This window comes from Clostridium sp. MSTE9, assembly GCF_000277625.1.
GTDB classification, from domain to species: domain Bacteria; phylum Bacillota; class Clostridia; order Oscillospirales; family Acutalibacteraceae; genus Faecalispora; species Faecalispora jeddahensis.
Map to the genome: position 1 here is coordinate 110795 of NZ_AKFU01000053.1, position 13239 is coordinate 124033.

Below are 13239 nucleotides of genomic sequence, written 5' to 3' on the forward strand. Positions count from 1 at the left end.
CGTCATCCCTCTTTTCGGTCAAGAAAATCCCTGACCATGTTGATTGTGGGCATCGCCGGTATCCCCCCGCGCTTTTGAACGCACAGTGTGGCGACCGCGTTGGCAAATTCGGTAAAATCCCGGAGCTGTGCTTCGCCGAGCTCATTGGGGCGAAGCCCGCTCATGGCCAGCTGATAAAGGAAGCCACCCCAGAAAGCATCCCCGGCGCCTGTGGTGTCAACCACCGGAACATCGGGAACAGAAACGAGCGCAGACGCGCCTTCCACTGCGGTATAGGCGCCGTTGCTGCCAAGCGTGACGACCGCACAGGAAATTCCTTTTTGAAAAAGGCACCCGGCGGCAGCCTCGGGAGAAGATTCGCCCGTGATCAGCCCGACTTCCTCGTCGCTGATTTTGACAATGTCCGCAAAAGGAAGGACGCTTCGCATGATCTCGGTGGCTTCGTCCTCACTTTTCCAGAGCGGCGCACGGTAGTTCGGGTCGTAAGAGATGATTGCCCCGGCTTTTTTTGCGGCTTTCACCGCTTCTATTGTGGCAGAACGCGAAGGCTCATCGGTCAGTGAGAGGGAACCAAAATGGAAAATCCTGCACCCCTCTAACAACTCACGCTTCACCTCGCACGCTGTAAGACAGGTGTCTGCACCGGGCTTGCGTGCAAACGAGAATTTGCGCTCGCCCGTTTCAGACAGCTCAACAAACGCAAGCGTCGTAAACACATCCTCCGCGCTGATCAGTCCGCCGGTATCGACGCCCTTTTCTTCCAGCACCCTGCGCAGATAATCCCCGTGCATATCCCTGCCTACCTTGCCGATAAACGCAGTGCTTGATCCTAAATTCGAAGCGGCACAAAGCATGTTCGCAGGCGCGCCGCCGGGGTTCTGCTCAAACAGGCGCATCCCGTTTTCGCTTCTGCCGTGGTATGTAAAGTCAATCAGTAGCTCACCCAACGCGACTATATCGAACATTCAATCACTCCCGAAAAAAATTTGTAGTCGAGCAACTTCAAAAAAGCAGCAGTCTCTTTGAAGTCTGCAGCGGTTTCGCCACAGAAGCCCACAAGCAGCGGCCATTGCTCCGACTGCACCGTCAAATGCACGCCTTGCGTGCCCTCGGACAAAACCCACTGCTTGAAAAATGAATGTTCATTTTTAAGTTGTTTGACTATGGCTCTCAGGCTACACTCAATATTTGCGTGGCGTGTGAACATTTTGTCGCTGGTTTGCCCTGGCTTTTCCATGAACGCCATGATTACCGCATTATAAACACCAAGCTTAGAACCTGCTTTCACAGCTCGAAACAACCATTTTGGCGATGAATTTTCCGCCGAGCTTCTTAAATACGAATTACCAATGAAAATTCTTGTCTTATTTTAGCACAAAAGGAGTGCTGATTTCAATTATGTTCCCACTGCTTTCTCCAGCGATTTCATCACCGCGTCCAAAGCAATGTCATTTCACATCAACTACAATTTCATATGAATGTTCCATTCAGCAGGAATTTTCGCGTCTGCAAATCGGACGGCAAAGGAATATCCTCCGCCGTCCCCTTTGCAAGAGCTCAGAACCTGTATTCGTATCCTGAAAGAATCATCTTAGCGGTATTTCTCACTTGCCAATACAGGTTCTTCGGATTGCTTATTTCAGGAGAGCCATACGGCCGGAATCATTCGCGAATACTTCTTTTGCATTTTCCTTGGTGACAACGATCGGAGCCAGTTCATAGACGCCGACGTCTTTCTTGCCATTTTCTACGGTTGTATCGGGGGCGGGCATTCCTTTGCCAGCCTGCAGCGACTTGATGATCTCAATCGTTTTGCCTACCAGAACATCGGTCGGTTTGGCTACGGTAGAATACTGTTTGCCGGACCAAATCCACTCAACAGACTCGTTCTCAGCGTCAAGGCCCGAAACAACGGGAATCTTCTGGCCGGCCTGCTCGGATGCGGTGATGATCGCGCGGGCGATTCCGTCATTGGGAGAGAGAACGCCGTCGATTTCCTTATTGGAGTAGAAGCCGGAGAGGAGGGAATCCATACGGGCCTGGGCCTTAGAGTTATCCCAATCCATGGTAGCGCACTGGGTGAAATCGGTCTGGCCGGAAACGACAACCAGCGTACCGTCGTCGATCTTGGGCTGGAGGACTTTCATAGCGCCTTTGAAGAAGTTGGGAGCGTTCGGGTCGGCAGGTCCGCCGCCGAACAATTCGATGTTGTAAGGACCCTTGCCCTTCTGAGCAGCCAGTCCGTCGAGCAGAGCCTGCCCCTGCAGTTCGCCGGTCTTGATGCTGCCGAACTGCACCACGCCGTCGATGCCGGTGGTGTTCTCGATGAGGCGGTCATAGCCGATGATGCTGATGCCGGCCGCCTTCGCTTCTTCCAGAACCGCTCCGAGCTGAGAACCGTCGACAGGGCCGACGACGATCACTTTAGCGCCGTTCTGAATCATAGACTCGATTTGCTGCTGCTGTTGGGGAACCTTGTTGTCAGCGTGCTGGACGATTGCCTTGAAGCCCGCAGCTTCGAGCTGGGCCCGGAACATCTCATCCGCTTCTTTCCAGTTCTGGGTGCCCAGCCAGGGCAGTGCAACGCCGATGGTTGCGTCTGCTGCGAATCCGGCGGCGCCGGATTCAGCGGGGGTGGAAGAGGCGGGTGCAGGCGCAGCGGAAGAAGTAGTTTGCTGTGTTCCGCCGCAGCCGGTCAGTGCTGTTGTCATGGTAAGTGCTGCTGCGAGTAACAGAGATAGACGCTTTTTCGTTTTCATATTAACCTCCTGTTTTAAGTCCGTCGACTAATATGCAAGGCCCGGCCATCAGTCTGTCAGGAATCGCTGCTGGCAGGGGTACCTTTCTGAGGTTCGCCATCCTGGAGTTTGCCTTCCTTTGTGGGAAACAGTCTTCCTGTAATGGAGGGGCGGCCCTGCTGCTTGTTGAACACATCGAAAGCAACCGCAGCGAGCAGCACCAGGCCCTTAATGACCTGAGTGCGGTCAGCGCCAACGCCCATGAGCATCAGCCCGGAGTTGAGAACGGCCATCACCAGTCCACCGATCATTGTGGCAAAAACGGTACCGACACCACCCGAAACAGCCGCGCCGCCGATAAAGACCGACGCAATGGCGTCGAGCTCCCATCCGGTACCATCCGACGGACCTGCTGCGGTCGATCTGCCCACAAACATGATTCCGGCCAAAGCCGCAAGCAGGGACATATTGAGCATCGTGAGGAAATAGGTTTTCTGGACATTGACGCCAGACAATGCAGCCGAGGTTTTGTTGCCGCCGACAGCATAGATATGCCGGCCAAATCTAGTGCGCTGGGTGATCGTGTGATAGATAATGATCAAAATCACGAGAATCAGGCCCGGTACGGGGAAGGATGTGCCGGGGCGGCCAGTGCCGAAAACCCAGGTTAAGTAACCGATGATCACACCGACCAGAACAATCCGAACCACCACCGGCCAAAGCTCCTCTGTTTTTCCGGTCAGGTTGGCCGAACGCGTACGCCCGCGCAGCTGCGCAAAGGCGAAAGCGACGATCGCGATGATCCCCAGCAGCAGAGTCGAGTTATTTATTCCTGTAGCAGGGCCCCAGTCGGGCAAATATCCCGAACCGAACACCTTGAGCTCCTGCGGTGCCGGCACCGAGATGGACCTTGAAATCCAGATGACGCCGCCGCGGAAAATCATCATGCCGCCGAGTGTTGTAATAAAACCGGGAATCCCGAGCTTCGCGAGCCAGAACCCCTGCCACGCGCCGGCGGCCGCACCGATCGCGAGTGCGAGGAGCACCGCGAGCCACCACGGCAAGCCGAAATCCCGCGCGGAAAGGGCCATTACCATTCCCGCGAATCCGGCCACTGAACCGACGGACAGATCGATCTGTCCGATCACGATCACCATCAGCATTCCGATCGCCAGCACCAGCACATACGCATTCCCGGAAATCAGGTTCTGAAAGTTGGAGGAGGTGATCATTCTCCCTCCCGAAGCAATATTAAAGATGATGGTAAGCGCCACTAAGGCAATCACCATGCTGTACTGCCGCAATCCGCCGCCAAGTACTTTCTTAAGATACCTCATAAAGCATTTCTGTCCTTTCCGCGTTAGATTCCAATTTGGAGGTATTTGTCATCATTCTCATCAGTTTTTCCTGATCGGCGTCCTGACGGTCCAACACGCCTGTGATGCTCCCCTCAAAGACGGTGTAGATTCTGTCCGATATACCCAGCAGCTCAGGCAGCTCGGAGGAAATGATGATGACTGCTTTCCCCTGATCCGCAAGATGCTGAATCAGGCGATAGATTTCGTACTTGGCGCCAACGTCGATCCCGCGGGTAGGCTCGTCAAGAATCAAAACATCCGGCTCTGTAAACATCCACTTGCCCAAAACAACCTTTTGCTGGTTCCCGCCGGACAAGGTGGTCACGCCGCTGTTCACGCTGTGCGTCTTGACATTTAAGGAGTCGCGGTAGTGTTCGGCAACCTGAAATTCCTTATCCAAATCAAGGAGTCTGCCGCGCAGAATGCCCCTTAGGTTTGCCGACACGGTGGTGATGCGGATACTGTCCAGCAGGTTGAGCCCCAAGGTCTTGCGATCCTCGGGAACATAGGCGATGCCCTGACGGATGGCGGAGGCAACTGAGGTGACGCGAATCTCTTTCCCCCGGATTTTGATAGAGCCGCCCAGGTACACGCCGTAGTTTCGGCCAAAGATGGACCGCATCAGCTCTGTTCTTCCCGCGCCCATCAGGCCGGCAAAGCCGACGATCTCTCCGGCTCTGACAAAGAAGCTGGAGTCCTTGCAGATCATCCGGCCCGGAATATTGGGGTCTTCCACACGCCAGTCGGACACCTCGAAGATCACCTCGCCGGGATGCGATTCGTGGGTGGGAAAGCGGTTTTCGATGGAGCGCCCTACCATGGCGCGGATGATGCGGTCCTCATCAATTTGTCCCGCTTCAACATAGAACGTTTCGACCGTGCGGCCATCGCGGATGACGGTGACGGCGTCGGCGATCGCCGCGATCTCGTTGAGCTTGTGTGAGATCATGATACAGGTGATATCCCGGCTTTTCAGGCCCCGCATGAGCTCAAGCAGGTTCGCGGAGTCGGTCTCGTTGAGCGCGGAGGTCGGCTCATCCAGAATCAGCAGCCGGACGTTTTTGGAAAGCGCCTTCGCGATTTCTACCAATTGCTGCTGGCCCACGCCCAGGTGCTTGATCGGGGTGTCGGGATCGATCGTCAGCCCCACCCTCTCCAGCAGCTCTACCGTGCGGCGCCGCTGGGCATCCCAGTCGATCAGCCCGTGATTGACGGTTTCGTTTCCCAAAAAAATGTTTTCGGTAATGGATAGCTCCGGAATCATTGTCAGCTCCTGGTGAATGATCGCGATGCCGGCTTTCTCCGATTCTTTGATGTCCTTGAAGGCAATTTCATTTTCCATATAAATGATCCTGCCTTCATAGGAACCGTGGGGATACACACCGGAAAGGACTTTCATCAAGGTCGATTTTCCCGCTCCGTTCTCGCCGCAGATTGCGTGAATGTCGCCTTCACGCACCTCCAGCGTCACATCGTCGAGTGCACGCACACCCGGAAAGAGTTTGGTAATACCCTGCATCTGCAGGATCAAGGGACGTTCCATAACTACACTCCCCATACGCTTGCATGTTCACAAGCAAAATTTATATACGATTTTCTGCAAAATTCAACTGTTCCAGTCCCGCGAGCACACCCTCATGGTCGTTGTCTTCCGTCACATTCCGCACCTGTCTTTTTACCTCCGGCGGCGCGTTGCCCATCGCAAAGCAGGTACCGGTGGCAAGCAGCATATCGATATCGTTGAAATTGTCGCCGAAAGATACGGTAGCCTCCATGGGAATGCCATACGCCTCACAAAGATGCTTGACCGCCCCGGATTTTGAAGCGGCTTCGTTCATAATTTCCAGATAGGTGTCTTTGGAGCAGTAAACGGAAAGCCCGGAGAAGCTTTCCTTCAGTGCATGAGTAAGGTCTGCGATCGCCCCTGCTTTCCCCATACACAAAAGCTTATGTACCTGCCCTTTTTGTGGGACAAAATCAGAAATTTTGCCTTCTTTCGGCACCGAAGCCGTGATGCTTTGTTCCTGCATGATCCATCTGTCATGAATATTGTCTGAAATCCAGTCACGGTGACAATAGGCGCTGCAGCAAACATCCTTCCATTCCCTTTTCACGAAGTCATCGATCAGAATCGCTTTTCCCCGATCGATGCCGACCGTTTTGACCGGGTCCCCGTGTTCATTAAGGATCAGTGCGCCGCTGTAGCAAACAATGGGTGCTTTGATCCCCAATTCGCGCTGCAGAGGAAAAATTGCCGAGGGCATGCGCGCCGAAACAAGGATAAAAGGGATGCCGATCCGATCCAGCTCCTGTATTTTTTGTCTGGTACCCGGGGAAATACGATGTGTTGAATCCAGGAGCGTTCCGTCAATATCGCAAAAGACCATTTGATACTGCGTTGGCTCGGGAGCAATCATTTGTCTTACCCCCTTTTGCCTGCCGCCGAAAACTTACTGGGCAGCTGCAACACCTTATCCGTTGCTGTGGCGGCTGCGCCATAAAGAGTAGGGTCTACCTTGAGATTCGATATTTTAATCCGAACCTTGGTGTGCAGCTCGGGAATGACACGCTGCCTTACCACTTCCTGAACAATCGGCAGCAGCAAATCCCCTCCCTGAGATACGACGTCACCAAGGATAATAATGTCGGGGTTATAGGCGTTGATCAGCGTAACACAGCCGTAACCGATATACTCCGCTGTCTCCCGCACCACATCCAGCGCTTTTTGATTGCCGGCACGAGCCGCTTCAAAAACGGCGATGCAGGCGTCGCTGCTTTGCGGATTTTCACAGGGAAGGCATTCCGGCACACGCTCCTGCACTTTTTTCAAGATGGCCGAAGCCGAACAATACATTTCAAGGCAGCCATAGTTCCCGCATTCACAGCGCGGGCCGTGGACATCCACGCTGATGTGCCCGGTTTCACATGCGGTGCCCTGTACCCCAAGGAAAAGTCGGCCGCGTTCAATGATACCGGCACCCACACCGTCGCCCACCAGAAAATATGCCAGCGTGTGCAGCGGCTGGGTATGCCCGCCGAATAACCATTCGGCCAATGCACCCGCGTTTGCGTCATGCTCTATAAAAACGGGCTTATTAAACTCTTCTTTGAATTCCTCAATAAAATTGATTGTGTGCCAGGCGGACATTTGGGTAACGACCGCAATACGGCCTTCATCCCTTAAGTAAGGCCCCGGAACGGCAAGGCCAATGGAAACGACATTTTCATATTTCTTCAGCATGTCGTGTATCTGCTCTTTCATGGCAGAAAGCACCTTCTGGGGATCTTCCTCAAATGGAAACTTCGTTTCCGTGTGTATGTATATCTTACCTGAAATATCGAACACGCCTACCGCAAACATCTGTCTTGCAAACTTTACCCCAATGATTTGATGCTTATCAGCATTCAGCCTAAGCCCTATGGAACGGCGGTTGTCGCCGCCCGTTATGATTCCCACCTCGGATACAATGCCCATCTCCATCATCGACGCAACTATTTTGGTAATAGCCGCCTGAGTAAGACCCGTTTGTCGGGCAATGTCCGCTCGGGAACATACCTCCTGCTGCTGCAATATTCTCACAACAGCGGAGCGATTCATTTCGGTCAAATCACTGTTATTTTTGCCAATCGCACCTGTCATTTTCGCTTGCCGTCCTTTTCTCGCTTCTGTGTGGATACACGGCGTTAATTGATTTACTCTGTTAATATATTAATCGAGAAACATCAATATGTCAACTATTTTTTATTAAAGTTGATTATTTTTGTGCCTATATACGAGATAATGCGCTTTTTGGCGCCAATACGCCAATTTGTTGATCTATGAAAAGCGGATGTCAAACGTTTACAAAATCGCGAAAGGGGCTGAAAAAGAGAAGCAGGCGGCTTGAAACCACCTGCTTCTCTTTCACTTATATACAACGTGACTTGGCACAATTTTCGCTGCCCAAGCTCTTGCCTGTGTGCAAATTCCAACAGTTCCGTAAATCATCATCAGGCAGACGGACTTTTATGATGCGAAAAAGCACCCAATAAAAATAGCGAAAGGGTTCAGAGGCGAAAAGCACCGCAACCCATTTGCTCATCTCTAAACCCTCCCACCATTTAGCATATTCAAAAGCAGGAAATTTTAATCAAAGGAGTCTAGCAGTTAGGTTTTTCGCCTGCTGCATCCAGAAAGGATCGGAAAAGATTGGGAAAGCCGGACTGGCAAAACAGAAAACATGCCCCCTTTCTGTGCCGGCAGTTTTCCTGCCTTCACATTCCGGGGACATGTTTGCACTTTTTCAACCTTCCTGATTGAATCCGACAGTTTTAGCCTTTCAAATATCTGTTTTAGAACAGGCTGGCCGCCGCATTTCTCACGCCGCCCTGAATAACCCCCGGCGCCACGTCCACCTTGACGGAGGCGTGGTTCAGAAGAGAGCCGTCCGTGCCGAAGGCTTCAAACATAATATAGGTGGTTCCAGACTGCAGCCCTGTCACCCGGTAATTGCCGCTGGGCAACAGTTCCACCCTGGCAATCCCGCTTCGGGAGGAATAGACTTTCAGGCTAGAAATAGGATAGCCTTTCAGGACCGCTTTGATGTCATAGATGTTTCCAGGAGCCATGGAATAGCTCTTGGTATCCAGATACAGCGCACCACCCGTAGGGCCTACCTCACCATTCCAAACCCTGCCCAAACCAGGATCAGTTGGAGAGGTGGGCAACGGTTTAGAGGAACCGGACCGATCATCATCATCATCATCATCATCATCATCATCATCATCATCATCATCATCCGAGGTAGACCCGCCTTTACTGCGGTAGACCGCCGTTACTGTTACCGGCTGATCCGGCATCTGGAAGGTGGTGGCCGCTTTGGACGCGTCCGCGAATACGATACCGTCCTCGCTGGTCCATTTGTCAAAGGTCTTTCCTGTGGGAGCCGGATTGGCAGTGATCGTCACGGTTTCCCCGGCCTCGGCCGATTCCTGATCCGCCGTGCCGTTCTCCACCGTAATTTTGAGTGCGCCGGTCACCTTCAAAATCAGTGTGGCCGCCTTATCGTTGGCCAGAACATTCTCTTTGACAATGAGTGCGCCCAAATCAGTTAAAGTGTAGGTTCCTGGTTCGGTCAGGTACTCTTCCGGAATCTCGCCCCACTCTACCTGTGTATGGACATTGTCATAGGCTCCGTTATTGTACTGCACCTTGACGGTGGAAGGCAGCCTTGGCATTTCGCCGGGCTTTATAGTAACACGCACCGTCTCTACCGAATTGACCGTCACCTGGGTCTGGCTGCGGACATAAACCGTCGCATGGAAGAAGGTAGCCATCTCCTGATTGATGCCGCCGAGTTCAAATTCTCCGTCGTGCTCCAGCTTCTCCTCTGGAATGTCGTCCCAATCCACATCCATCTCCATTTTGGAGCCGTCGGAAAGGGTAACTTCTACGATTTCCGGCAGGTCCGGTTCTTCATTGACGCCGGTCATCACAAAGACCGGGTCCACGCTTTCTACTCTGGTGGTATAAATTTTCCATCTCGCTACGCCGATTCCCCCCGAAGGCTGAGTGATGGTAGCTAGAACACGCAGGGCGGTAGTCAGAACAGGAGAAAATTCTACCGTATTGTATTGGCCTGTCTTCAGCGCCTGCTTGGTATCCGTCTGCAGGGATACGTCATGCCAATTGCCGTCTTCCCCTTTATACTGAATGGTAAAGTCCTTCGGGAGCATCGTCCAGGTATCCTTGGTCAGCCAATAAATATCCGCCTTGGAAACATTCACGGGATCGCTCCACGTGCAGGAAAGCCAGCTGGTATTGCTTTTCGTATTGGAACCGTCGGGCTTCCACCCATTATAAATGTCATACCAGAAGCCGTCCCAGGCGGCATCCGCATAAGTGCCTTTCGGCTGATTATCCGGGTTATTGACATTTTCCAGGCCGCCGTACATCTTGGGATACGCATCAATCGTTCCCTTGGGGGCGATATCGACGTCCTCACGGGTTTCGGAACGGGTGATCGTCACGGTAATTTCCCGTTCCGTCGTCTTTTCTCCGTCATCGGCAGTCAGCCGAACGGTATATTCTCCGGGATCGGAGCAAGAAATTGATGGAGTCAGGGTGTCTTCATCGCTGAAATAGACTCTGGACCCCTCTCCGGGTTTTTTGATGACAGACCACTCGAATGTGGCGGCGGGCCGATCATAAGGCATACCGTCGTCGCTGACCGTGCCGATCAAACCGAGCTTGAGATCGGAGGCCTTGCTGTAATCCGCCAGCAGCGTCACCTCAGGCGCCTGGTTTTCCACATTGGAGCGCTCTCCGCCGTCATTGTACAGCTGAATTTCCGTGACCGCTGTGGAGTGACCTGGAGCGTTTTGGAATGTAACGCGCACTTCGTCAGTCGTCACCGGGTCAAACAGAATTTGATTATAGTTGTCGTCGGGCGCGCCGGGCGTTCTGGTCTGGTTCTCCATATGCCTCCAGTTTCCGCCGCTCTTGTATTCCACCGTATACTTCGCCGGGGCGGCATAACCGTCCGACTGCCTGTCATTGAAGAAATACAGGTTCATGCGGTCGATCTCCTTCGCCTGTTCCAGCTTCAGGGTCAGGGAATCCGTTGAATTGGGAGAGCCGTAATTTCCCCAGAACGGCATATTCACCGTCATGCCGTCCGTCACAGCCAATGGGTCGGGGGTGATTTCATTGACATGGGTTCTCCCGGGACTTCCCTCAAAGTGCCTGTTCCAGTTGGCGTCGCGGGCCTCGGCTGTAAAGCTCGCCTCTGCCTGCGCGCCCTCGGCCAGATTTTTCCGAATCGCTCCGTCACCGTCCTGAACGAGTCCGGATTTTTCCATCATATTGACCACGCGGTCTTCTTTCAGGATAACGTCCTCGGCCGCCGCAAGAGAAACCGACTTGTTGACGGAGAAGGTCACGTCCTCGTCCTCGCTGGTAAACTGGTTCTTGTCAGGATCATACACGATATGGGCCAGCTTGTCGCTGTTCATAACCAGCTTATGGTCCACATACAGCGAAAACCCTGTTTCCGCCTCGGGATACGCTTTTTCCGCGTTAGCGGGATCCTGCCAGACGATGCTTACGTCCTTGCCGTGATATTTCAGGTTGTTCACCATAAAATGGTCGTAGCCGAAATTGATGGGATCCAGCTCCAGCACATCGTCGGATCGTGCCCGCATTCCAGCCATATCCTCGATAAAAACATAATTGAAGTTGCCGAGGATATTATGGTAAATCCAGGAGCGATAATACTCCTGATGGGTCGGGTCATCATCCGTATTGAAAAATTCGTTGTTATTGGGATAGGTGATGTCGCCGGCATCCGGATACATATTCCACGCCTGCCATTCCACCATGCGCGCCAGCATCTCCGGCGATACATAGGCATGCTCCCTGTCATAGGTTCTCAGCGCTGCCTCGTATGCCCGGGCCTGCAGAGTAAAGTTGATGTTGGAAAAATTATTGGTCGGGCTGGCGCCGTTTTGGATCGCCACCTCATTATCCTTCTGGTTCGCGGTATAGGCCGGCCATATGGGGCACTGTTCGGGATCCGACAGAATCGAGAGCATGGGGCTGTATTTCTCAATCGATTCCTCGTCCGTCGGGACGACCCCTTCGCTGAAATAGTTGAAATTGTTATTTTCCTTCCAAGGAACCAGGTTGGGCTTTTCTTCATTATGAACCACAAAGCCCTCTTTGGGATTGACTGCCCTTGTTTCAAAGGCCTGGTCCTGCTCGCACCAAAGCTCCGTTAAAATGGCCTCTTGGATCTTTTCGGCCAAAGCCTTCATTTCCCCGGCCTTTTCCGTATTCCCCGCCAGTTCATACATTTTGCTGGACGCGATCGCCGCACCGTATACATAGGCGTTTTCCGCGTGGGAGTACAGCCCGCCTCCATTGGGGTAATGCATGGAAATGGTGTCGTTGTCATTTCCGGTCAGAGCCACGTTGGAATAAGAAATCAGGTAGTCCGTCAGTTCATCCTTGCCGTCCGGCGCGGGGCTGAAGTGCTCCAGCTGCCCTTTGGCGTCCCCCTCAAAATAATCGGCGAAGGTTTCCGCCAGTTTTTTGCTGCCGCCGATCACCTGGTATGCTTCCATGCCCGCTGTCGCCACATACTGCCCCAGATGTCGGTTCCAGTTGGCGCGGTTGCCAGGGTTGTCGACGAATGCGCTGTGCTGGGCAACATTGCCGATGGACAACAGCATTCCGTAAGGCAGATAAGCGCTGCGCATCCATTTGACATCCTGCAGATGCATGGGCTGTGTCAGAATGATGGCATTGTTGTAGCCCAGTACGCCTTCGATCGTTACCGGGTACTGATAATCATACCCCGGGATGTTGGCGTCCAGCTGATTGAAGCGCTCCAGCCACCACCGGTAATCGATCGCTTTTTGCAGCGCTTTGTTGGGAACGTCTATGTAAGGGATATTTTCATTCCACCACTCGTTATATTCCTCTTTTTGAGTGTTCAGCGCCTTGGGATTGGTGTACCCGGCAAACCGGACATAATCGGTTACTGACTCGGGAATTTCCTTGGTTACAAACGACATGACCGCTTTGGCCTGAACCGATTCCCCTGCGGGGATCTTCACCGTTCCCGACAGGGAATCGTAGGTGCCCTCCGCGTAGTCGAGCCCGGAGCCTTTGATGTCACCCGTCAGCTGTGGCGTCAGGTCCGTCAGGTTGGCGGGGGATTTCTGGGAACCAATCAGTTCTTTTTGCTCTTTCCCGTCCACCCGGACAGCAGAACGGTCTTTCACAAAGGGAGAGGATACCCGAAGCTCCAGGGTCATCTCCTCGGAACCTGTGTTCTCCAGCTCCAGCAGCGTTACCGCCACGTTCTGGTAGCTGATAAATTTAGAGCCTATCCATAAATTAAAACAAGGTGTAAAATAGGGACTGGTGAGAGAAGAATGAAAGAGAAGAAATCTTATCAGTCATGGACAATATCGGATGAGTTTTGGGAAGAAATCAAGGATAAGATACCAGTAAAAAAGCGGGACCCGCAGAAAAAGTATAAACACGCACCCGGACAAGGCCGTCCTCCGATACCGCCAAGGAAAGTGCTGGAAGGGATTTTTTACGTATTACGCACAGGATGCCAGTGGAAGGCTGTTCCCAGAAAGTACGGCTGCGC

9 protein-coding genes are annotated in these 13239 nt (G+C 52.9%); 1 reads left to right on the plus strand and 8 read right to left on the minus strand.

Translation table 11 applies throughout. The features are described 5' to 3' along the window. Positions 1-2: 2 nt before the first annotated feature. The 8 genes from HMPREF1141_RS15985 to HMPREF1141_RS16955 form a co-directional block, all read right to left on the minus strand. Entirely contained in the window at positions 3-965 is a 963-nt protein-coding gene (locus HMPREF1141_RS15985; RefSeq protein WP_009066360.1) for a carbohydrate kinase, read from the minus strand. Then, positions 953-1288 carry a hypothetical protein gene (locus tag HMPREF1141_RS15990; protein ID WP_155863684.1) on the minus strand — a complete coding sequence of 112 codons (336 nt, stop codon included), beginning with the start codon at positions 1286-1288 and terminating at the stop codon, positions 953-955. The genes HMPREF1141_RS15985 and HMPREF1141_RS15990 overlap by 13 nt, the downstream gene beginning before the upstream one ends. Positions 1289-1634: 346 nt before the next feature. Further along, positions 1635-2759, minus strand: coding sequence for a sugar-binding protein (locus HMPREF1141_RS15995; protein ID WP_009066435.1), 1125 nt, complete (start codon positions 2757-2759; stop codon positions 1635-1637). 56 nt (positions 2760-2815) lie between these two features. Continuing rightward, positions 2816-4075, minus strand: a complete 1260-nt coding sequence (locus HMPREF1141_RS16000) for a sugar ABC transporter permease (RefSeq protein ID WP_035317314.1) — start codon at positions 4073-4075, stop codon at positions 2816-2818. Then, positions 4062-5639: a sugar ABC transporter ATP-binding protein gene (locus HMPREF1141_RS16005; protein WP_009066395.1), complete on the minus strand. Its 1578-nt coding sequence runs from the start codon at positions 5637-5639 to the stop codon at positions 4062-4064. Before HMPREF1141_RS16005 ends, HMPREF1141_RS16000 begins: the two co-directional genes overlap by 14 nt. Positions 5640-5679: 40 nt before the next feature. Beyond that, on the minus strand, positions 5680-6513 hold the full coding sequence (locus HMPREF1141_RS16010) for a Cof-type HAD-IIB family hydrolase (RefSeq protein WP_009066342.1): 834 nt from the start codon (positions 6511-6513) through the stop codon (positions 5680-5682). A 5-nt stretch (positions 6514-6518) separates the two neighbouring features. Then, on the minus strand, positions 6519-7736 hold the full coding sequence (locus HMPREF1141_RS16015) for an ROK family transcriptional regulator (protein ID WP_009066348.1): 1218 nt from the start codon (positions 7734-7736) through the stop codon (positions 6519-6521). A 692-nt stretch (positions 7737-8428) separates the two neighbouring features. After that, positions 8429-12940 (minus strand): Ig-like domain-containing protein, encoded by a 4512-nt coding sequence (locus HMPREF1141_RS16955; RefSeq protein ID WP_009066405.1) that lies wholly within the window; start codon positions 12938-12940, stop codon positions 8429-8431. Positions 12941-13015: 75 nt separating this feature from the next. Between HMPREF1141_RS16955 and HMPREF1141_RS17215 the strand changes: the two genes are divergently transcribed. Next, positions 13016-13239 (plus strand): transposase (locus HMPREF1141_RS17215; RefSeq protein ID WP_155863685.1); only part of this gene is annotated, 224 nt, incomplete at its 3' end.